Source organism: Pantoea vagans, assembly GCF_001506165.1.
Lineage (GTDB): Bacteria > Pseudomonadota > Gammaproteobacteria > Enterobacterales > Enterobacteriaceae > Pantoea > Pantoea vagans_C.
This window is the reverse complement of record NZ_CP011427.1, coordinates 3,112,141-3,134,076: the sequence shown is the minus strand read 5'-3', so window position 1 is coordinate 3,134,076 and position 21,936 is coordinate 3,112,141. Positions and strand designations below refer to the sequence as shown.

At 54.5% G+C, this 21,936-nt stretch carries 20 protein-coding genes; 10 read left to right on the top strand and 10 right to left on the bottom strand.

Annotated elements, in window-relative coordinates:
* Positions 1-20: 20 nt before the first annotated feature.
* Positions 21-791, bottom strand: coding sequence for an amidohydrolase (locus LK04_RS14665; RefSeq protein WP_039333186.1), 771 nt, complete (start codon positions 789-791; stop codon positions 21-23).
* Positions 779-1,939 (bottom strand): pyridoxal phosphate-dependent aminotransferase, encoded by a 1,161-nt coding sequence (locus LK04_RS14660; protein WP_039333184.1) that lies wholly within the window; start codon positions 1,937-1,939, stop codon positions 779-781. The genes LK04_RS14665 and LK04_RS14660 overlap by 13 nt, the downstream gene beginning before the upstream one ends.
* Before the next feature lie 132 nt (positions 1,940-2,071).
* On the opposite strand from LK04_RS14660, the gene LK04_RS14655 reads away from it, so the two are divergent.
* Genes LK04_RS14655 through LK04_RS14645 form a run of 3 tightly spaced genes read left to right on the top strand, consistent with a single transcriptional unit; the run spans position 2,072 to position 3,910 of the window.
* Entirely contained in the window at positions 2,072-2,686 is a 615-nt protein-coding gene (locus LK04_RS14655) for a methylthioribulose 1-phosphate dehydratase (protein WP_039333182.1), read from the top strand.
* A complete protein-coding gene (mtnC, locus tag LK04_RS14650; protein ID WP_039333180.1) occupies positions 2,683-3,366 on the top strand; it encodes an acireductone synthase in 684 nt (227 codons plus the stop codon). Before LK04_RS14655 ends, mtnC begins: the two co-directional genes overlap by 4 nt.
* A 1-nt stretch (position 3,367) precedes the next feature.
* Positions 3,368-3,910: a 1,2-dihydroxy-3-keto-5-methylthiopentene dioxygenase gene (locus LK04_RS14645; RefSeq protein WP_039333177.1), complete on the top strand. Its 543-nt coding sequence runs from the start codon at positions 3,368-3,370 to the stop codon at positions 3,908-3,910.
* Positions 3,911-3,990: 80 nt separating this feature from the next.
* On the opposite strand, the gene mtnA is transcribed toward LK04_RS14645, so the two are convergent.
* A complete protein-coding gene (mtnA, locus tag LK04_RS14640) occupies positions 3,991-5,010 on the bottom strand; it encodes an S-methyl-5-thioribose-1-phosphate isomerase (RefSeq protein ID WP_039333175.1) in 1,020 nt (339 codons plus the stop codon).
* Positions 5,011-5,115: 105 nt separating this feature from the next.
* On the opposite strand from mtnA, the gene mtnK reads away from it, so the two are divergent.
* A complete protein-coding gene (gene mtnK / locus LK04_RS14635) occupies positions 5,116-6,315 on the top strand; it encodes an S-methyl-5-thioribose kinase (RefSeq protein ID WP_039333173.1) in 1,200 nt (399 codons plus the stop codon).
* Between the two features lie 33 nt (positions 6,316-6,348).
* On the opposite strand, the gene fadE is transcribed toward mtnK, so the two are convergent.
* Positions 6,349-8,793, bottom strand: a complete 2,445-nt coding sequence (gene fadE, locus LK04_RS14630) for an acyl-CoA dehydrogenase FadE (protein WP_039333171.1) — start codon at positions 8,791-8,793, stop codon at positions 6,349-6,351.
* Positions 8,794-9,036: 243 nt separating this feature from the next.
* On the opposite strand from fadE, the gene lpcA reads away from it, so the two are divergent.
* Entirely contained in the window at positions 9,037-9,615 is a 579-nt protein-coding gene (lpcA, locus tag LK04_RS14625) for a D-sedoheptulose 7-phosphate isomerase (protein WP_039333170.1), read from the top strand.
* 50 nt (positions 9,616-9,665) lie between these two features.
* The gene (locus LK04_RS14620; protein ID WP_039333168.1) at positions 9,666-10,433 is read left to right on the top strand and encodes a class II glutamine amidotransferase; all 768 of its coding nucleotides are present in this window, start codon (positions 9,666-9,668) and stop codon (positions 10,431-10,433) included.
* Here the strand turns inward: LK04_RS14620 and dpaA are convergent.
* Positions 10,404-11,147: a peptidoglycan meso-diaminopimelic acid protein amidase gene (gene dpaA, locus LK04_RS14615; protein ID WP_039333166.1), complete on the bottom strand. Its 744-nt coding sequence runs from the start codon at positions 11,145-11,147 to the stop codon at positions 10,404-10,406. The two genes, LK04_RS14620 and dpaA, sit on opposite strands and share 30 nt — an antisense overlap.
* 243 nt (positions 11,148-11,390) lie before the next feature.
* On the opposite strand from dpaA, the gene dinB reads away from it, so the two are divergent.
* A complete protein-coding gene (gene dinB, locus LK04_RS14610; protein WP_039333164.1) occupies positions 11,391-12,446 on the top strand; it encodes a DNA polymerase IV in 1,056 nt (351 codons plus the stop codon).
* A 159-nt stretch (positions 12,447-12,605) separates the two neighbouring features.
* On the opposite strand, the gene LK04_RS14605 is transcribed toward dinB, so the two are convergent.
* From LK04_RS14605 to pepD, 4 genes are all read right to left on the bottom strand, one after another.
* Positions 12,606-13,676, bottom strand: coding sequence for a sugar ABC transporter substrate-binding protein (locus LK04_RS14605; protein WP_039333162.1), 1,071 nt, complete (start codon positions 13,674-13,676; stop codon positions 12,606-12,608).
* 27 nt (positions 13,677-13,703) lie between these two features.
* Positions 13,704-14,702 (bottom strand): ABC transporter permease, encoded by a 999-nt coding sequence (locus tag LK04_RS14600; protein ID WP_039333160.1) that lies wholly within the window; start codon positions 14,700-14,702, stop codon positions 13,704-13,706.
* The gene (locus LK04_RS14595; RefSeq protein ID WP_039333158.1) at positions 14,699-16,204 is read right to left on the bottom strand and encodes a sugar ABC transporter ATP-binding protein; all 1,506 of its coding nucleotides are present in this window, start codon (positions 16,202-16,204) and stop codon (positions 14,699-14,701) included. The genes LK04_RS14600 and LK04_RS14595 overlap by 4 nt, the downstream gene beginning before the upstream one ends.
* Before the next feature lie 345 nt (positions 16,205-16,549).
* Positions 16,550-18,010 carry a beta-Ala-His dipeptidase gene (gene pepD / locus LK04_RS14590; protein WP_039333156.1) on the bottom strand — a complete coding sequence of 487 codons (1,461 nt, stop codon included), beginning with the start codon at positions 18,008-18,010 and terminating at the stop codon, positions 16,550-16,552.
* Positions 18,011-18,264: 254 nt separating this feature from the next.
* Here pepD and gpt point away from each other — a divergent pair, with 254 nt between their 5' ends.
* The 3 genes from gpt to crl all read left to right on the top strand — a co-directional run bounded on the left by gpt (position 18,265) and on the right by crl (position 20,602).
* The gene (gene gpt / locus LK04_RS14585; protein ID WP_007887137.1) at positions 18,265-18,723 is read left to right on the top strand and encodes a xanthine phosphoribosyltransferase; all 459 of its coding nucleotides are present in this window, start codon (positions 18,265-18,267) and stop codon (positions 18,721-18,723) included.
* Positions 18,724-18,844: 121 nt separating this feature from the next.
* Positions 18,845-20,092, top strand: coding sequence for an esterase FrsA (gene frsA, locus LK04_RS14580; RefSeq protein ID WP_039333153.1), 1,248 nt, complete (start codon positions 18,845-18,847; stop codon positions 20,090-20,092).
* Between the two features lie 108 nt (positions 20,093-20,200).
* Entirely contained in the window at positions 20,201-20,602 is a 402-nt protein-coding gene (crl, locus tag LK04_RS14575) for a sigma factor-binding protein Crl (RefSeq protein ID WP_039333151.1), read from the top strand.
* A 99-nt stretch (positions 20,603-20,701) separates the two neighbouring features.
* On the opposite strand, the gene ompC is transcribed toward crl, so the two are convergent.
* Positions 20,702-21,817 carry a porin OmpC gene (gene ompC, locus LK04_RS14570; protein WP_039333149.1) on the bottom strand — a complete coding sequence of 372 codons (1,116 nt, stop codon included), beginning with the start codon at positions 21,815-21,817 and terminating at the stop codon, positions 20,702-20,704.
* Positions 21,818-21,936: the final 119 nt, after the last annotated feature.

Sequence of the window (21,936 nt, the reverse complement as noted above, 5' to 3'; positions counted from 1 at the left end):
CGGCTAGCCGGGGTTTTTTATTACTTCAACGTATATGCATCGGCATCGCGCCACGCCGGGAAGCGTTCGCGGTAGGCTTGCAGATCATCCAGTGACAACTCAGCGTCCAGGCGGGTGCGGGCGAAAGGTTCGCCTGCGGCCAGAATCTCACCCAATGGCGAAATAATCCGGCTATCGCCACTGTATTGATGGCTGTTGCCGTCGCTACCAACGCGGTTACAACCGGCCACGTAAGCCTGATTTTCAATGGCACGGGCTAACAGTAGAGACTGCCAGTGCAGGGCACGCGGTGCAGGCCAGTTGGCGACATAGAGTGCCAGATCGTAATCGTTGTGATTGCGTGAGAACACCGGGAAACGCAGGTCGTAGCAAATCTGCGGCAGAATACGCCAGCCGCGCCAGGTAAACACTTCACGCGTCTCACCCGGTACATAGTGCTGATGCTCATTCGCCATGCGGAACAGATGGCGCTTATCGTATTGATGCAGCGTGCCATTCGGTTCCACCAACAGGAAACGGTTAACTGCCCCTTTTTCCGTTTGAATGGCTGCACTCCCGCCGACAAGCGCATTGCTGGCTTTGGCATGATTGTGCAGCCACTCGACCACTTGCTCTTGTGGCAGCGAACTTTCAGCGGCTTCCATAGCAAAGCCGGTGGTGAACATTTCCGGCAGCAGAATCAGATCGCGGCCTTCAATGCCTTTCAGCACGCCGTCAAAATGGCGCAAGTTAGCCGTGCCATCCATCCAGCTCAGGGTTTCCTGCAGAACGGTAATTTTTAAAGCTGACATAAACGCTCCGCAGCGGCGATAAGCGTCGCTTCTTGTTTAGCAAAACACAGGCGAATCAGCTTGTGCGGGAAAGCATCGGCACAGAATACCGACAGCGGGATGGCTGCCACGCCGACTTCTTTAGTCAGCCACTGGCAGAAACTGACGTCATCCAGATCGGAAATCGCGCTGTAGTCCAGCAATACAAAGTAGGTGCCCTCGCACGGCAGCACTTTGAAGCGGCTGGAGGACAAGGCATCCACCAGACAATCGCGGCGTGCACGATAAAACGTCGGTAAATCGCGATAGTGTTCCGGCTCCTGACGCAGCATGTCGGCAATTGCTAACTGTGCCGGGGTGTTGACCGAAAACGTCAGATACTGATGCACTTTACGGATTTCCGCGCTGATAGCCGCAGGCGCGATACAGTAGCCCACTTTCCAGCCGGTCATGTGGAAGGTTTTGCCGAAAGAGGAGACGGCAATGGCGCGCTGACGCAGTTCAGCATGGGCTAATACGCTGGCATGGCCCTCTTCATCGAAGCAGATATGTTCGTAAACTTCATCGCTCAGCACATAGATTTCCTGCTCGGCGATGGCCTGCCACAGCTCGGCATAATCACTCTTACGCCACACCGTGGCAGAAGGATTGTGTGGCGTGTTCAGGATCACCAAGCGGGTTTTAGCGCTTAACAGGCTGCGGAAGGCAGGCCAGTCAACGCGAAACCCTGGCGGCTGCAATGCAATACGTTTTAATACGCCGCCAGCCAATTGCACCGCAGGCGCGTAGCTGTCATAGCTGGGATCAAAACAGATCACTTCATCGCCCGGACGCACCAACGCCGTAATCGCGGCATACAGCGCTTCCGTTGCACCGGCAGTGACGGTGATATCGCTGTTAACATCGGGTTTATGGCCGTAAAGCTCAACGGTTTTATCGGCAATCGCTTCGCGCAGTGGTAACGCACCGGTCATCGGTGCATATTGGTTTGCGCCCTGGCTGACATGATAGGCCAGGCGCTCCTGCAAATAGTGTGGGCCATCAAAGTCCGGGAAACCTTGTGACAGATTGATGGCGTTGTGCTGCGCGGCAAGGGCGCTCATTTGGGTAAAAATCGTGGTGCCGAGCGCCGGTAATTTGCTCTCGGGGATCAGGTTGAGCTGCGTCATTATTTAGTGGCCTTAAGCGCGAATGTCGATGCGGAGAAACCCTGTGTTGCTGCCACTATAAACAGGATGGTAATATTTGGCAATCGAGACGCTTAGACGTCTAAATCTAACCTGCGGAGCCTGTACATCGCTATGACGGATTTTCTCCCACTGGAACATTTAGTGGCCGCCTGCCACTGGATTGGCGCCAAAGGCTGGGCGCCTGCCACCGGCGGTAATATGTCGGTACGCCAGGATGCGGAATACTGCTTATTGAGCGCATCAGGCAAAGACAAAGGTAACCTGACGCGTGAAGACTTTATTCAGGTAGAAATTGCCAGCAATCTTGTGCCTTCGGGACGTAAACCTTCAGCAGAGACCGGGCTGCACACTTTAATCTATCGTCTGTTCCCGCAAGCGGGGGCCGTGCTGCATACGCACACCGTTAATTCCACCGTGCTGTCACGGGTCGAGAAGGGCAGTGCGCTGTTGCTGAGTGGCTACGAGATGCAGAAAACCCTCGCCGGTCAAGACACACACCTCAATACCGTCTCGATTCCCTTGTTTGATAATGACCAGGATATCGATGCGTTGGCACAGCGCATTGAAGCCTTTGCCGCGGATACGCCGCTGCAATACGGATTTCTTTTGCGTGGCCATGGTTTAACCTGCTGGGGGAAAGACGTCAATGAAGCGCGTCGTCATCTGGAAGGTCTGGAATTTCTGTTCGAATGTGAACTACACCGTCGCCTGCTGGAGGCCAAATGATTCGCGCGATTGTTACGGATATTGAAGGCACCACCAGCGATATTCAGTTTGTGCACAACGTTCTGTTCCCCTATGCGCGCCAGCATCTGGCAACATTTGTCCGCGAGAATCAGGCGGATGAACAGGTGATTGCGGCACTGAATGCGGTACGCACCGAGTCCGACGCGCCACAGGCGACGCTGGAAGAGGTGATCACTACGCTGCTGGGTTACATCGATCAGGACCGCAAATCCCCCGGCCTGAAAGCGCTACAGGGCATGATCTGGCGCGCAGGCTATGTTGAAGGTCAGTTCACCGGTCATCTCTATCCGGATGTGCTGCCCGCATTTGAGCGCTGGCAGCAGCAGGGGATTGCTTTGTACGTTTATTCCTCGGGATCGGTCCCCGCGCAGAAACTGTTATTTGGCTACAGCGACGAAGGTGATTTAACCTCGTTGTTTAGCGGCTATTTTGATACGGCTGTCGGTGCCAAACGTGAAGTGCAATCGTATCGCAATATTGCCGAACAGATTGGCCTTGCCCCCTCTTCCTTGTTGTTCCTGTCGGATATTCATCAGGAACTCGATGCGGCAGCAGAGGCGGGTTGGCACACATTGCAGTTAATTCGTGGCGAGGCGGATAACGCCAGCCGTCATCATCAGGTGAATGATTTTTCCCAGATTAAACCGGAGTCGATTTAACATGAGTGCACTGACCATTTTTAGCGATACCGAAGCCAGCCAGCCGGTGTGGCACAGCACCGATGCTGAAGCCATTCGCGAGCGACTGAATGCCAAAAACGTTAGATTTGAACGCTGGGAAGCGGATCGCGATCTGGGTAACGATCCTGACGCGGAAACGGTGATCAAAGCGTATCAACATGCGATTGATCGTCTGGTGGCTGAGAAGGGCTATCAGAGCTGGGATGTGCTGAGCATGCGTGCGGACAATCCCAACAAACAGGTACTGCGCGAGAAGTTCCTCAATGAACACACCCACAGCGAAGATGAAGTGCGTTTCTTCGTTGAAGGATCTGGCCTGTTCTGCCTGCACATTGGCAATGAGGTGTATCAGATTTTGTGTGAGAAGAATGACCTGATCTCGGTGCCAGAGGGAACCGCGCACTGGTTCGATATGGGTTCTGAGCCGCACTTCACGGCAATCCGTATTTTTGATAACCAGGAAGGTTGGATCGCCAACTTCACCGGCGACAAGATTGCTGACGCCTATCCGCGCCTGGCGTAATTATCGGTGCGCATGAATGCGCACCCTACAGGCCATTGTAAGGTCGCCATTTATGGCGACCTTGTCCTCAACGGCAAAGATTACGGCTGAAAAATCCCCTCCTTTACCTGCGCAGGCGTCACCACGCCAGTATCCAACACCCAACCGCTAATCAACGCCGCAGGCGTGACATCAAATGCCGGGTTATACACGGCGGCATTCTCTGGTGCCCACTGGACGCTACCAAAACTGCCTGACACGCCGGTGACTTCACTGGCGGCGCGCTGCTCAATTGGAATCGCTTCGCCGTTCGGGCAAAGGCGATCCAGCGTGGTGTGCGGTGCTGCAACATAGAAGGGAATACCGTGATAGTGCGCCAGCACGGCCAGGCTGTAGGTGCCGATCTTGTTGGCCACATCGCCGTTAGCCGCGATGCGATCGGCACCGACCCAAATCGCATCGACCACGCCGCGCGCCATCAGGCTGGCCGCCATTGAATCGGTGATCAGTTGATAGGGGATATTCAGTTCGCCCAGCTCCCATGCGGTTAAGCGGCCGCCTTGTAACAGAGGACGGGTTTCATCCACCCAGACATTGCTCACCAAGCCTTGCTGATGCGCATGGGCGATCACCCCCAACGCAGTACCGACGCCCGCCGTGGCGAGGCCGCCGGTGTTGCAGTGCGTCAGCAGTTGGCTGCCAGGCTTAACCAAGGCAGTACCCGCGCGGGCAATGTTGTCACACAGTTGCTTATCTTCCGCCACCAGACGCAGCGCCTCGGTACTCAGCGCCGTCACGTGATCGCTCTCCGACAGCGCGTTCTTCATGCGATCCAGATTGTTCATCAGGTTCACCGCCGTTGGGCGTGCTGCCCTGAGCACTTCAAGCGCTTCGGCTAACTCTGCGCGTGCCACGCCTTGTTCACCCAGCAGCGCCAGCAGCAGGCTGGCAGACAGACCGATTAACGGCGCACCGCGTACGCGCAGCGCATGGATATGGTCGACCAACTGGGCAACGGTGTGCGCAGGCAGCCAGTTCTGTTGTTGTGGCAGCGCCTGTTGATCGAGGATCCACAGTTGGTTATCGCGGACCTCAAGGCTGGTGGTACGAAGTGTTTGCATGGTGTGAAATCCCTGTTGCGTTAATAGCGGCTATTGTGCCAACATGCGTGACGGATGTATAGACGTCCAAACGGCTTATTACTATCGAATGTCGAGGAACAGGCAATGTCGCAATACCGTACCTTCACCGCTGCTGATGCGGTGGAATATGCTAAAAAATTTGGCGGTGTGGACGATCCGTCAGCGCTGGTCAGCGCAGAGGAGATCGGCGATGGCAATCTCAACCTGGTCTTTAAAATTTTTGATAATCAAGGTCAGAGCCGTGTGGTGGTTAAGCAGGCATTGCCCTACGTACGCTGCGTTGGTGAGTCCTGGCCGCTAACGCTGGATCGCGCGCGTCTGGAGGCGCAGACGCTGGTTGAGCACTATAAACACTGCCCAGCGCACACCGTCAACGTCACCCATTACGATGCCGAACTGGCAGTGATGGTGATGGAAGACCTCTCCAGCCATCGCATCTGGCGCGGCGAACTGGTGAAAGGGGCTTACTATCCTCAAGCCGGTCATCAGCTGGGAGAGTATCTGGCGCAGACGCTGTTCCATACGTCTGATTTCTTCCTGCATCCGCACAAGAAAAAAGCCGAGGTGGCGCGCTTCATTAACCCGGAAATGTGCGAAATCACCGAAGACCTGTTCTTCAACGATCCCTTCATCGATCACGAACGCAATAAATACCCCGCTGCGCTGGAGTCGCTGGTGGTCAGCCTACGCACTGACGATGCGCTGAAAATTGCCGTTGCCGGTCTGAAGCATCGTTTCTTCGCGGATGCCGAAGCCTTATTACACGGCGATGTGCACAGCGGATCGATCTTTGTGGCAGACGGCAGCCTGAAGGTGATTGACGCTGAGTTTGGCTATTTCGGCCCGATCGGTTTTGATGTTGGCAGCGCCATCGGCAATCTGCTGATTAACTACTGCTGCCTGCCGGGCTTGCTGGCACCGCGTGAAGCCGCGGAAGGGCGTGAGCGTCGCTTAAGTGATGTGCATGAAGTGTGGAGCCAATTCTCTCGCCGCTTCCTGGAACTGGCACAGGCGAACACCACTGACGTTGCGTTGGCCTATCCGGGCTATGCTGAAGCCTTCCTGCGCAAAGTGTGGAGTGACACCATCGGCTATTGCGGCACGGAGCTGATTCGCCGCACGGTCGGGATGTCACACGTGGCTGATTTCAAACAGATTGCTGATGACACGATGCGCACGGAATGTATTCGTAGCTGCATTACGCTGGGTCGTACTTTGATTTTGGCAGCAGACCATATTGCGGATGTTGATGCGTTGATCGCGCGGATTCGTCAGGCAGGATAAAATTGAGGGCGGCCCGAGGGCCGCCGGTTAGGCTTACGCGGCTTCATTCTCGTGTGTTTTGGCGGATGTTTGTGGCTTCGGGGCCGCCAACGCTTCAGGTGCAAAATCATCCACATTAATCGCTTTCAGACGACTGGCTTCGGCTCGGGTTAACACTTTCGCCTCGCTCTCATCAATCCAGCCCTCTTTCAGCGCACGCTGCGCCAGTGCATCCAGTCGGGTAAAGGACAGATGTTTTTTCTGCTGCTGGCAGAGACGTTCATGAATCACTTCTGCTGCCATGACATCCTGCAGCGCCTGCTCCAGTTGGCCTGCCGGGTTATGCTCGCTTGGCGTCAAATACATACCGCGTCCCAGACGGGTGCGCGTAGCGGATGGCAGTTGCAGCAGTTTCGCCAGTTTATGGTCCAGCTTGTCTGACGGCGCCGGGCAGTGTTTACCTCCGGCGAAGATCACCATGCGCAGTGCGCCCGCGACCCAGCGATTCGGGAAGTTACGCAGCAGATCCTCCATCGCCACTTCCGCCTGATGCAGCGCATCCTGGACGCCCCAATGCACCAGCGGCAGATCCGCTTCGTTGCGGCCTTCGTCGTCATAGCGTTTCAGCGTGGCGGACGCCAGATACATCTGACTCAGCACATCGCCTAAGCGCGCAGAGATACGCTCACGGCGTTTCAGGCTGCCGCCTAACACCGCCATTGAAACATCTGACAGCAGCGCGAGGTTGGCGCTGAGGCGGTTGAGTTGCTGGTAGTAGCGACGCGTCACATCACGGGTTGGCGCAGCGCTGGTGCGGCCGCCGGTTAAGCCAAGCCACAGGCTGCGTACTTTGTTACTACCGACATGGCCGATATGGCTGAAGAGTGCGCGGTCAAAAGCAACCAGATCATTTTTGGCGGCCGCGTTCATCTCTTCCAACACCCAAGGATGGCAGCGAATCGCCCCCTGACCAAAGATGATCATGCTACGGGTCAGGATATTGGCCCCTTCCACTGTGATAGCAATCGGCGCGCCCTGGTAAGCACGTGCCAGGAAGTTGTTCTCACCGAGCATGATGCCTTTACCGCCTGCGATATCCATCGCATCAATAATCGCGCGCTGACCACGATGGGTGCAGTGATACTTCACGATGGCGGACAGCACCGCCGGTTTTTCACCGAGCATAATGCCGCTGGTGATCAAGGTTGCAGCGGCATCCATCACGTAGGCGTTGCCCGCAATGCGCGCCAGTGGCTCTTCGATCCCTTCCATCTTGCCGATGGAAACTTTGAACTGGCGGCGAATGTGCGCATAAGCCCCGGTTGCCAACGCAATGCTTTTCAGGCTGCCGGTCGAGTTGGATGGCAAGGTGATGCCACGACCCACAGACAAGCACTCAACCAGCATGCGCCAGCCCTGACCGGCCATGGCTGGACCACCGATGATGAAATCGATCGGTACGAAAATATCTTTGCCGCGCGTTGGACCATTCTGGAACGGCACGTTGAGCGGGAAGTGGCGTTGACCAATTTCCACGCCGGGAGTTTGAGTCGGAATTAATGCACAGGTAATGCCTAACTCTTCGACATCGCCCAGTAAGTGATCGGGATCGGACAGTTTAAAGGCTAAGCCCAGCACGGTCGCAATCGGTGCCAGAGTGATATAACGCTTGTTCCAGGTCAGGCGCATACCCAGCACCTGCTGACCCTGCCAGTCACCCATGCACACCACACCGGTATCGGGAATGGCACCAGCATCCGAACCCGCTTCCGGGCTGGTTAACGCGAAGCAAGGAATTTCATCACCACGCGCCAAACGCGGCAGATAGTGATCTTTCTGCTCATCAGTGCCGTAATGTTGCAGCAATTCGCCTGGGCCGAGTGAATTTGGTACACCAACGGTAATCGCCAGAATGCCCGATACGCCCGCCAGCTTTTGCAGGACGCGCGCTTGTGCATACGCCGAAAATTCGAGGCCGCCATACTCTTTCTTGATGATCATGGCGAAGAAACGATGCTGTTTCAGATAGGCCCACAGCTCGGGTGGCAAATCAGCCAACTCGTGGGTGATCTGGTAATCGTTGGCCATGCGACAGGCTTCTTCAACCGGCCCATCAATAAAGGCTTGTTCCTCTTCCGTTAAACGCGGTTGAGGATAGTTATGCAGTTTCTGCCAGTCTGGTTTGCCGCGGAACAGGTCGCCTTCCCACCATGTGGTACCGGCATCGATGGCCTCTTTTTCCGTACGAGACATCGGCGGCATCACTTTCTGGAAGCTGTGCAGCGCCGGTTTTGAGAACATGCTGCGGCGCATGGCTGGCAAATTGAAAGGCAGCAGGATAATCGCCAAAGGCAGAAGCAGCCAAGGCGTCCAGAGGCCTGCAGCGGCGAGTCCTGCCGTCCACAGCAGAAGAACCACGCTGCTGATGCGCAGCGACACTTGATGGTAGAAGAGGGCGCTAATCAAAATCAGCGTTGCGACAATCGAGGCAAGCAACATAATGAACTGCTCCGTAAGTTGTAAGAGGTCTGACCTGTTATGCATTAAGGTTTAGAGCAGCGGACGAGATTTAGCAATCTGTTTACATCGCAATTACAACGGAACTCACAAAATCACCGCTTGCCGTCAAGAACACGCGAAACGGTTAGCTCACAAGGTGTTTTTACTCGATGCGGGCGCTTTGCGGCTTTGCCCCATTCCGTTAAACTTGCAGGGTCAATCTTTCCTCTAAAGGACATCCCTATGTATCAGGACATTATTCGCTCGGAACTTAATGAAGCAGCCGATACGCTCAACAAGTTTCTGAGTGATGAAGCGAACATTCACGCAATTCAGCGCGCCGCGGTGCTGCTGGCTGATAGCTTCAAGGCCGGTGGCAAAGTGCTCTCCTGCGGCAACGGTGGCTCACACTGTGATGCGATGCACTTCGCTGAAGAGCTGACCGGGCGCTACCGTGAAAATCGTCCTGGCTACCCGGCAATTGCCATCTCTGATGTCAGCCATCTCTCCTGCGTGAGTAATGATTTCGGCTATGACTACGTCTTTTCACGCTATATCGAAGCTGTGGGCCGTGAAGGCGATGTACTGCTCGGTCTGTCGACCTCCGGTAACTCCGCAAACATCATCAAAGCGGTGGAAGCGGCACGTGCTAAAGGCATGAAAGTGATTACCCTGACCGGTAAAGATGGCGGCAAAATGGCTGGCACGGCGGATATCGAAATTCGTGTACCGCACTTTGGCTATGCCGACCGCATTCAGGAGATTCACATTAAAGTGATTCATATCTTGATGCTGCTGGTCGAAAAAGAGATGGTTAAGTAATGACGTGTCCCTCCCACCCGCGTGGGAGGTTCTGACTTAAGGCGGTTGCTATGTGCGAATTGCTCGGGATGAGCGCCAATGTCCCTACGGACATCTGTTTCAGTTTTACCGGTCTGGTGCAGCGTGGCGGTGGAACCGGGCCGCACAAAGATGGCTGGGGCATTACCTTTTATGAAGGGAAAGGCTGCCGCACCTTCAAAGATCCACAACCCAGCTTTAACTCACCGATTGCCCGCTTAGTGCAGGAATACCCGATCAAATCGCATTCGGTTGTGGCACATATCCGCCAGGCGAACCGTGGTGAAGTGTCGCTGGAAAATACGCATCCCTTTACCCGTGAGCTGTGGGGCCGCAACTGGACTTACGCGCACAATGGGCAGCTAAAAGGCTATCGCCAACTGGAAACCGGCCATTTTCGACCCGTGGGTGAAACGGACAGCGAGAAGGCATTTTGCTGGATCCTGCATAAACTGGCTGAGCGCTATCCGCGTACGCCGGGCAACTGGCCAGCGGTGTTTCGCTATATTGCTGAGCTGGCAGGCGAACTGCGGCAGAAGGGCGTGTTTAACATGCTGCTGTCTGACGGGCGTTACCTGATGGCGTTCTGCTCAACCAACCTGTATTGGATTACGCGCCGTGCGCCGTTTGGCAAAGCCACCTTGCTCGATCAGGATGTAGAGATTGATTTTTTGCAGCAAACCACGCCAAAAGATGTGGTGACAGTAATTGCGACACAGCCGCTGACGGGGAATGAAACCTGGCACCGGATAGTGCCAGGCGAGTGGGCATTATTTTGCCTGGGTGAGCGCCAGGAATGACTTCGAGGCAGCATCCGGTGTTGAAATCACCGGCGTGCTGTTGACCGCATATTGCCCGGTGGTGGTCACATTCACCGTCGGCGGCACATGGTACTTTTCAAAGTACGCATAGCCCGGCTGCAGTTCACGCCAGAAGTTGATGTACGTCGAGTAACGATGACGCTGCATGTTGCTGTCGGTCATATGGAACGGGAAGATATTAATCTGCACGTCCTGCTGACCGTTACGCAGCGCGGCGTTAACGTAAGTGAAGATCTCATCCATCGATGCATTGGTCATGGCGTAGCAGCCAATCGATACGCAATCACCATGGATCATCAAATAGTTACCGTCATAACCTTTATCGCGATCATATTGATTCGGGAATCCGGTGTTAATTGCGCGGTAAAAACGGCTGTCCGGTTTTAGCTGGTTGAGCTTAACGTTATAAAACCCTTCCGGACTCTTAAAATCGCCCTGACGACGTTTAGGCCCTAAACCGCCAGAGAAATTACAAATGCGATAGCTGTCCAGCAGACGATATTCATTACCGATTTTGCCGTACAGTTCCAGCGTACGCTCTTCCTTGAAAATCTGAATAAAAACGGGGGTGCCAAGTAACTGTTTCTTTAACTCTTTGCTCACCGGAGCCGACGGTTGGGTTGGCTCTGGCGAAATTGCCCAGCTAAGGACTGGCATAAGAATCATCGCAAGCAACAATGCGATTCTGCCCATTCTGTGTATACCTTGAAGTGAAGAGAGACGATGACGCTGAGCGTCTTGGTATTGCATTATCGGAAATATCCGCTACCGCAGCGCAACATTAACATTGTCTGACGTTTAATCAAGTCAGTGTCGGTGAAAATGGTGCATTCCTAAAGGGATTACGACCAGAATTTTGTAAACTTTAATTCGTCGCACAACATTTATTGCCGATATTTTTCGCTGCTGTATACTTATCCAGTATTCGGAGGGCGTATGCGTAAAATCATTCATGTTGATATGGACTGCTTTTTCGCAGCGGTGGAAATGCGCGACGATCCCTCATTACGTGATATTCCCATCGCCATCGGCGGCAGCCGCGTGCAGCGCGGGGTGATCAGCACCGCCAACTATCCAGCGCGTAAATACGGCGTGCGCAGCGCAATGCCAACCGCAACGGCGCTGAAGCTGTGTCCGCATCTCAGGCTCTTGCCTGGGCGTTTTGATGCTTATAAAGAGGCGTCACGCCAGATCCGCGATATCTTCTCGCGCTATACCGCACTGGTTGAACCGCTCTCACTGGATGAAGCCTATCTGGATGTCACCGACAGCGGGCATTGCCAGGGTTCAGCTACGCTCATGGCGCAGGCGATCCGTGCTGATATCCTGCGTGAAACCGGCTTAACCGCCTCGGCGGGTATCGCACCGATTAAATTCCTCGCCAAGATCGCCTCGGATCTGAATAAGCCCAATGGGCAATATGTGATTACGCCGCAGGTCATGCCTGACTTTTTACTGACGCTGCCGCTGAGCAAAATTCCCGGCGTTGGCAAAGTGGCCACCAAAAAGCTGGAAGAGATGGGATTGCACACCTGCGCGGATGTACAGCGCAGCGATCTGGCGCTGCTGCTGAAACGCTTTGGCAAGTTCGGGCGTGTGTTGTGGGAACGCAGCAACGGCATTGATGACCGCGATGTGGTGGTGGAGCGTGAGCGCAAATCACTGGGGGTCGAACGGACGTTGATGGAAGACATTCACAGCTGGGAGCAGTGTCTGGCGATTATCGATTTCCTCTATGAGGAGTTGGATCGTCGGCTAACCAACATTCGTCCCGATAAGCAGATCGCGCGACAGGGTGTGAAGCTTAAGTTCAATGATTTCCAGCAGACCACGCAAGAGCACGTCTGGCAGGTGTTAAACAAGGATGACATGATCGCCGTCGCTCGCCAGGCGTGGGATGAGCGGCGCGCAGGGCGTGGTGTACGGCTGGTGGGATTGCATGTGACGCTGGTGGATCCCCAGCTGGAACGGCAGTTAGTGCTGGGGTGGTAATCGTGCTGATGTTTTCCCTCACCCTCACCCTAACCCTCTCCCAAAATGGGAGAGGGTACCGATCAAGAGATGGTGAGGAATGTATTCACTTTGCCAGACCGCTCTGACTGCACCCTCTCCCGTTTGCGGGAGAGGGCTGGGGTGAGGGGGGGAAGGCCGCTATTTCTTACCGTATTTCGCTTCCAGCGTGGCAAACCATGGCGCGACGAAATCGTTGTTCTCACCCCAGCCTGGTATGATCTTGTTCAACGATGCCACGTTGACCGCACCTTGCTGGCTGCTCAGCAACTGCTGAGAAATGGAAGAGGCTTTAAATTCGTAGCTGGTCGGTGTGGCCTCGCCCGCAATCTTATTCGCGACCAAACGCATGTTCACTGCGCCGATGGTTTTCGGATCGACAGCCACCGTCTGCACCCATGGGCTGTTCTTCTCGTGCATCAACTGCAGGTCCTGGTTAGAGACATCGATACTGTAAATCTTGATCTCCGTACGACCATTCTCCTGCAGCGCTTTATACGCGCCCTGGCTGAAAGCATCCCAGGATGCCCAAATCGCATCTATCTTGCCTTTCGGGTATTTCGCCAGAATCGCGCCAACCTTGTTGGCAGTATCACCCTGCACATCGGTAGAAACAGCGCCAATGGATTCCAGCTGATGAATACCTGGATTCTCTTTCAGCAGTTTCTCATACACCACCTGGCGGCGTTCCTGCGGCGGGAAGCCCGCAACCCACAGTTTGATGATGTTGGCTTTGCCATGGAAATCACTGATCAACTGACCCAGAGACGCCTGTGCCAGTGAAGCATCATCTTGCGCCGTGACGGTGACGCCGTTTACTGGCGTATCAACCGGAGTATCAAACACTGACAGTTTAATACCGGCATCGACGATGCGTTTTACCAACGCGGTGGAGTAGGGCTCTTTACCGTGCGACAGAATAATGCCGTCATACTTCTGGCTGATCGCCTGGGCAACAAAATCCTGGAAACGCGCGTCATCACCGTTGCTCAGGAAGGTGCTGACTTTAAAGCCCAACTGGCGACCTTGCTGAATGGCTCCGGCCACAAACTGCGTGGTGTTATCGTCAGAACCCAGGTTACGGATGATAGCGATGCGTACCGGGCCTTCATGATTGGCGATCACGGCAGGCACAGGTGCAACGGTGTCAGCAAAGGCGACGCTGGCGTTCAGCAGGCTTAGCGCCAGCAGCGAAAGGGTGATTTTTTTCATTATGATCTCTTTCTCAGTAAATGCGCCTTAGCGGCGCTGAATGTAGGTAATGGCCAGGGCCAGAGCCAGCACCAGCCCTTTGATAATGTCCATGGCGTAGTAAGGCACGGACAGCATCACCAGCCCGTTCTGCAACACGCCAAGGATCACCGCGCCGACCAAGGTACCCAGCGCGTTAGGTTTGCCGGAACCGGCCAGCGAGAAGCCGATCCATGCCGCGGCAACGGCATCCATCAGGTAGCCGCTTCCTGCATTCACCTGTGAGGAACCAATACGCGATGCCAGCAAAATGCCGCCGACACCCGCCAGCAAAGACGAAATCACATAGGCCAGCACGCGATAGCGTGTGGTGCGAATCCCTGACAGGCGTGCCGCTTCAGGATTGCCGCCCAGCGCGTACATGCGGCGTCCGTGTTTGGTCAGCGAAAGCGCCAACTGCGCAACCAGCGTCACCACCAGCATAATGATCACGATGGTCGGCACCTGACCGAGCAAACCAAATGCCGCTGGGATAGTGCCTTCAGCCATGTCACCGCTCGGCATCACCATATTTTCGGTAATCGAGCCACCAAAGCTGTAGGTCATCGCCACGCCTTGAATCACAAACAGCGTGGCCAGTGTGGCCAGCATGTCGGGAATGCGCAGAATCACGATCAGGAAGCTGTTGAACAGCCCCACCAGGGTACACAACAGCAGCGTGATGATAATCGCTTCCGTGGTGCCAAAGCCGTGCCAGACAAACAGGGAAATCACCAGCGCATTCGCCAGTGACGCCGTGGATCCAACGGACAAGTCGAAGCCGCCAATGGTCAACGAAATCGAGACGCCAATCGCGATAACCGTGACGATGGCAATTGAACGCAGGATGTTGATGATGTTGGTGGGCTCAAGGAAGCTGTCTGACGCAAGGCCAAAGCCGGCGATCAGCAGCACCACCGTGAGCAACATGCCCCACTTGTAGAGAAAATCGAATAATTTATGACGCAGAGAAAGCTGCGGGTTCAGGGATAGTTCTTTGCTGCTCACGCAGGGGTTCCTCCGGTGGAATAAAGCAATAGCGTCTCTTCTGTGGCCTGACTGCCCTCCATCTCTGCCACAATGCGCCCATCCCAGAGCACACAAATACGGTCACATAGCCCAACCAGTTCGGAAAACTCGCCCGAAGCATAAATGATGCCTTTGCCTTCGCGCGCTAAGCCATCAATCAGGGTGAACAGATCGGTTTTGGCCTTGATATCCACGCCTTTGGTTGGCTCATCAAAAATCAGCACGTCAGCGTTATTGCGCAACCATTTGCCGATCGCCACTTTCTGCTGGTTACCGCCTGACAGGCGACGCAGCGTCTGTGCGGGGCCGGTGGTGCGCACGTTGAGGCGCTGAATCACCTCTTCGGCCCAACGCCATGCCTTGCGATGGCCGAACAGGCTCCAGCGTGAGAAACTGTTATCGGCGGTCACGCTCAGGTTCATCGCCACCGGCTCGTCAATAAAGATGCCCTCTTTGCGGCGCTCTTCTGGCACCAGCGCCATGCGGTTTTCCACGGAGTCATGTGGTGAGCGTGGTCGCCACGGTTTGCCGTGCAGCTCGCCTTTCTCCACCCGGCTTTTGCTGGCACCAAACAGCGCTTTGCAGAGTTCGGTTTTTCCAGCACCCGCCAGACCGGCAATACCAAGAATTTCTCCTTTGCGTAGATGCAGTGAGATATCGGCCAGCAGCTGATCGTCATGCAAACCTTCCACCGACAGCAGCACAGGTTGCTGGCTGCGTTCCCGGCGCGGTGGGTAAACATCGGTGAGCTGATGCCCCAGCATTTTCTCGACGATCTGTTCACCGCTGAGCGCTGCCATTGGGCTGCTTTCAATCAGTCGGCCATCACGCAATACGGTTAAACGATCGCAAATCGCTTTCAGCTCGTGGATGCGGTGGGAAATAAACACCACGCCAATGCCGTTGTTTTGCAGGCGGCGCACCACTTTAAACAGGCGCTCGCTCTCATGCTGATCCAGCGGCGCAGTAGGTTCATCCAGAATAAGGAAGCGGCAGTGGTGGGAGAGGGCGCGCGCCAGCAAGATTTGCTGCTTCTCCGCCAGTGAGCAACGCTCGACCAAACGGTTAACGTCAATATTGACTTCAAGCTGTTCAAGTAGCGCACGCGCCTGGCGGCGAATCTCGCGCCAGCTGTAAGCGTGGCCCGGTTCTGCCAACTGATCGAGCAGGATGTTTTCCGCTACGCTGAGCTGCGGCACCAGTGCCACATCCACTTCCTGCTGTACGAGGTGAATGCCGAGCTTTTTGGCATCACGCGGCGAGCGAATTGAAACCGGCACGTCATCAAGCAATATCTCGCCAGTGTAATGATTGTGCGCACCTGCCAATACTGCCATCAGCGTGGATTTACCCGCGCCGTTGGCGCCGGTTAGCGCATGCACCGAGCCGCCTTCAGTAAGAAAATCGACCTGGGTCAACGCGGCAAATCCGCCAAACGCGATGGAGATATTACGCATCTCCAGGCGGTTAATCGCACTCATTGAGTCAGGCCTTTAATAGAGGTAGTGGGTCGCATTTTTTCTGAAGCCATAACGCGGGGCAACAAACGAAAGCGCATAAGCTAGCACGAAATCTTATTAGCCATCCAGACATCTGGACATAACGGCGTCTAAAACTGGCGATAAGGTAAGAGGTGGTGAAATAGGGTGGTTGTAAAGGTGATTTGTAGAGGAATGTGCTGTGATCTCCGGGTGGCCTGTATGCCGCCGCTACAGATAGTTTGCTGCAATTTGTAGGGGAGTCCCTGGCTATCAGCATAAAAAAACCAGGCCTTAGCCTGGTTCTGAATCGTCGCGGCGGCCTTCAGGCCGCCCGAAAGCGCAAACTTACGCCTTTTCTGGCACTACATTCAGCAACGCGGTCAGCAGTTTCCAGTACAGACCCACGCTCTCAATGTGCACTTGCTCATCAGGCGAGTGCGGCCCGGTGATGGTCGGCCCAATCGATACCATATCCATGTTTGGATAAGGCTTCTTGAACAGACCACACTCCAGACCGGCGTGAATCACCTGAATGTTTGGCGTTTTGCCAAACAGCGCTTCATAGGTTTTACGCGTCAGCGCCATCACTGGCGAATCGGCATCAGGCTGCCAGCCCGGATAGCCGCCTTTCGGTGCGGTTTTCGCGCCAGCCAACTGGCCCAACGAGGTCAGGGTTTCAACCACCCAGTCTTTGCCGGTATCGATCAGTGAACGAATCAGGCAAATGATTTCGGCGTTGTCCTGATCCATGGTCACCACACCGACGTTCAGTGAGGTTTCCACCACACCTTTAGCCACGTCAGAGTTGCGGATCACGCCGTTCGGAGTGCTGTTCAGCAGGTTAATGAAGCGATCGCGGCTGTCAGTGGTCAGCGCCTGGGCCTGATGCGCCAATGGCTCGGTAACGAGCGCAATGTTCTTCTCTTTAATACCCAGTTCATTCAGTAGCGTGGCCTGGAAATGGGCCGCAGCCGATTTCAGCGCATCCACTTTGTGGCTGTCGATTGCCAGGGTCGCAAAGGCTTCACGCGGGATAGCATTGCGCAGCGTACCGCCGGTGAATTCAATCAGACGTACGTCCAGTTCTTGCGCATGAACCGCAAAGAAGCGCGCTAACAGTTTGTTGGCGTTGCCCAGACCGTGATGAATGTCTGCGCCGGAATGGCCGCCTTTCAAACCCTTCAGGGTTAATTTCAGGGTTTCAAAGCCAGCAGGAACGGCCTCACGGCTCAGTGGCAGGGTGGTGATGAAGTCGATACCCCCGGCACAACCCATGTAGATCTCACCCTCTTCTTCCGAATCGGTGTTGATCAGGATATCTGCCTGCAACCAGTTTGGCTGGAGACCAAAAGCCCCGTCCATGCCGGACTCTTCGGTCATGGTCAGCAGCACTTCCAGTGGACCGTGCGTCAGGCTGCTATCAGCCAGTACCGCCAGCGCTGAAGCCATACCAATGCCGTTGTCGGCACCCAAGGTGGTGCCACGCGCTTTCACCCACTCGCCATCAACATAAGGTTGAATCGGATCTTTCGTGAAGTCGTGCACCGTGTCGTTGTTCTTCTGCGGCACCATATCAAGGTGTGCCTGTAGCGCGACCGGGGTACGCTTTTCCATACCGGCGGTGGCGGGTTTACGAATCAGGATATTGCCGACCTGATCGCGCTCAACCCAAAAACCTTGCTCTTTTGCCCAGCTAACAACGTGTTCAGCCAGTGCTTCTTCATGATAAGAAGGATGCGGGATGGAGCAAATTTTAGCGAAAATATCCCACAGCGGTTGGGGGGAAAGTTGCGACAATTCAGACACAACGCGTCTCCTGTGTCAGCGTGGCGGACATACCGCTCGCACGCGGGGTTCCAGTGAAAGATCGCCGTCAGCACATCTGACGTGATGTGGCTGAGAATATCACTGTTTTTCACCGGGTGCGTACTTGCCTGCGCTAAAATCCTGCATCCAATGCGACAGATGCTGGTTTTTAACGCGTCAGATCCTTATAATCTCGCGCAACCTTTTCCCCCTTGCCTATTTTTAAACCAACATTGTTGGTCGGGATTTCTTTTATGAGCGAAAAATACGTCGTCACCTGGGACATGTTGCAGATCCATGCCCGTAAACTGGCCCAGCGCCTGCTTCCTGTGGAACAGTGGAAAGGTATCATCGCGGTGAGCCGTGGTGGTCTGGTTCCGGCATCGCTGCTGGCACGTGAACTGGGTATTCGCTACGTCGATACCGTGTGCATCTCAAGCTATGACCACGATCATCAGCGCGAAATGAAAGTGCTGAAGCGTGCGGAAGGCGATGGTGAAGGCTTCATCGTGATCGATGATTTGGTCGATACCGGCGGTACTGCACAAGCCATCCGCGATATGTATCCAAAAGCGCGTTTCTGTACCATTTTCGCGAAACCTGCGGGTCGTGCACTGGTGGACGACTACATTGTCGATATTCCCCAGAACACCTGGATCGAGCAGCCTTGGGACATGGGCGTGGTGTACATTCCGCCAATCGTCAAAAGCTAATTGATGCATCGCAAACAACGCCCGGTTATGCCGGGCGTTGTGCTTTCTACGCCTCGCACCCATCTTGCGGGTGCAGTACACTCTTAGGCATTGATGCGACTATCGCGGGAGAATGGCTAAGATGTCGGATAAAAACCTCAGCGAAGAGCTTTTTAAGCCCCGCTTTAAACACCCTGAAACCTCCTCACTGGTGCATCGCCAACATCATCACACGATGCAGGTGCACAGTGCCCTTGAAGGCGATACTCAGCGCTGCTGGTATCGTATGCTCAACAAACTGTTGTGGACGTGGCGTGGCCTGACTCCACAAGAGATCAGTGAAGTGCTGGCTCGTATTGCCATCTGCGATCTTGAACACACGGATGATACACAGTTGGACACGGTGATTGGCTATCGCAGCGGCAACTGGAATTACGAATGGTCGAAGCAGGCCGCCCTGTGGCAGCAGCTTGCCATGCAGAATGAAAATCATGACGAAGCAGGCCAGCAGTGGCTTCACGCCTCAAACCTCTACAGCATCGCCGCTTATCCTTATATAAAGGGCGATGAACTGGCAGACCAGGCGCAGGTGCTGGCGAACAGAGCCTACGAAGAAGCCACAAAACGTTTGCCAGGCGAGCTTAAAGCGCTCACCTTTCAGATTGCTGGCGGCAGTCCGGTGACGGGGTTCCTGCATATGCCGGCTCAGGCCGAAGCGCCGTATCCTACCGTGCTGCTGTGTGGTGGCCTGGATTCACTGCAAAGCGACCATTATCGCCTGTTCCATGACTACCTCGCCCCGCGCGGCATTGCCATGCTGACACTGGATATGCCTTCGGTTGGGTTCAGCAGTAAATGGACGCTGAATCAGGACACCAGCCAAGTCCATCAACATGTGCTGCGAGAGCTAAGCAACGTCCCGTGGATCGATCACACCCGTGTCGCGCTGTTTGGTTATCGTTTTGGTGCCAATGTGGCCACACGACTCGCCTATCTGGAAGTACCGCGTCTGCGCGCAGTGGCAACGCTCGGCGCCATGGTGCACAACGTGTTTGTCGATACACAACGTCAACAGCAGTTGCCGGATATGTATATGGATATGCTGGCCAGTCGTCTGGGTATGTCCTCCGCTTCTGACAGCAATTTGCGCATTGAGCTCAATCGCTATTCGCTGAAAGTGCAGGGGCTGCTAGGGCGTCGCACGCCGACGCCGATGCTGGCCGCCTACTGGCCGGATGATCTGTTTAGCCCTGAGGAAGAGGCTCAGTTGATTGCTAACTCCTCCGCGCAGGGCAAGGTGTTGGCGATCCCGACCAAGCCGGTGTTCTCCAGTTTCGAGAAGGCGCTAAATCAAATTTGTGACTGGCTGGCAAAACAATTGGGTGTCTGACTGGCAAAAAACGCGTTCTCTGCTACAACTTATATCCGGGAAAGTTTGCGTTGCGCGCGAAATGAGGGCAACGAGAGCCAATTTACGGTTATTTGAGGGAGAATTAGCATGACGTTACCGAGTGGTCACCCCCGTAGTCGCCTGCTTAAGCGCTTCACCGAATTGGGGCCGTATATCCGTGAAGGAAAATGTGAAGAGACCCGCTTCTTTTTTGATTGTCTGGCAGCCTGTGTCAACGTGAAGCCTGCACCAGAAAGTCGGGAATTCTGGGGCTGGTGGATGAATCTGGAAGCGCAAGAGGATCACTTCACGTACGAATATCACTTTGGTCTGTTTGATAAAGACGGAGACTGGAGTGTGGCGGCGATTAAGGGCAAAGAGAACAACGAGAAAGTGGAAAGCACGCTGCGTAACTTCCACGAGCGCCTGAAAGCTGTGTTAAAAGATCAAAAACTGGATCTCAAACCCGCGGCAGGATTTAAAGAAGAGCCCGTTAAGTTGAGTGCCTGATTTTGCAGGACCTGAAGGCCGCCCGAAACACAAACGAAGAAAGAGCCGGTGATGAGCCGGCTCTTTTTTTATGGACACATTGAGGGTAACGCTAACAACTTAGAACTGGTAAGTCAGACCAACAGCAACGATGTCGTCGTTGTTCAGACCCAGTTTGTTGTTGTCGTCCAGCTGGTTGATTTTGTAATCAACGAAGGTAGACATGTTTTTGTTGAAGTAGTAAGTCGCGCCAACGTCGATGTATTTAACCAGATCCGCGTCGCCGATACCGTTTTCCATATCTTTGCCTTTGGTCTGCACGTAGCCGATAGACGGACGCAGGCCGAAGTCGAACTGATACTGTGCAACCAATTCAATGTTCTGTGCTTTGTTAGCTGCACCAGAAATTGAAGCACCCTGATAGGTTCCGCTGAACGGGGTCATGTTGCGGGTTTCAGTGTAGATAGCGGCCAGGTAAACGCTGTTGGCGTCATACTTCAGACCTGCACCCCATGAATCCGCTTTATCACCGCCGCCATAAACGCGGTTTTTCTGCGCCAGAGTGGTGTTAGAAGAGGTAATTGCCGTCATCAGGCTCACACCGGTATCACCGATGGTGTAACCCAGAGATGCGCCGTAACCGTCGCCGTTCTGGCGAGTACCGTCAGTGGCAGTACCACGGGCGTTAGCGGTTTTGTCATCGTTTTTGCCCTGGTATTGCAGCGCGAAGCGCAGGCCATCAACCAGACCAAAGAAGTTGCTGTTGCGGTAAGTCGCCACACCGGTAGTACGCTGCGTCATGAAGTTATCAGAACGCGCAGTACCGTCACCACCAAACTCTGGGAATACGTCAGTCCATGCTTCTACGTCGTACAGCACGCCGTAGTTACGACCATAGTCGAATGAACCGTACTGACCGAATTTCAGACCCGCAAAGCCCAGACGGGTTTTGTTGCCTGCGTTCGCGTCAGAACCTTCAGAGTTGTTGACGTTGTACTGATATTCCCACTGGCCGTAGCCGGTCATCAGATCGTTGATCTGAGTCTGACCTTTGAAGCCGATACGAACGTAAGATTTGTCACCGTTGTTGGAATCCGCATCGCTGAAGTAGTGCTCAGCTTTAACGCGGCCGTAGAAGTCCAGTTTGTTACCGTCTTTGTTATAAACTTCTGCGGCGTGTGCAGCGGAGGTCAGTGCCAACGCAGAAACGACTAATGCCAGTGTGCTCTTCTTCATTTGCTATCAATCCCAATGAGTAAAATTTGTTGTACCCTTGAAAGGGTTTGTAAAACACGGGACGTTTTACCGTTTAGCGATGAAAGTTTTATGACAGTTTTTCTGATTTCTTGTTAATT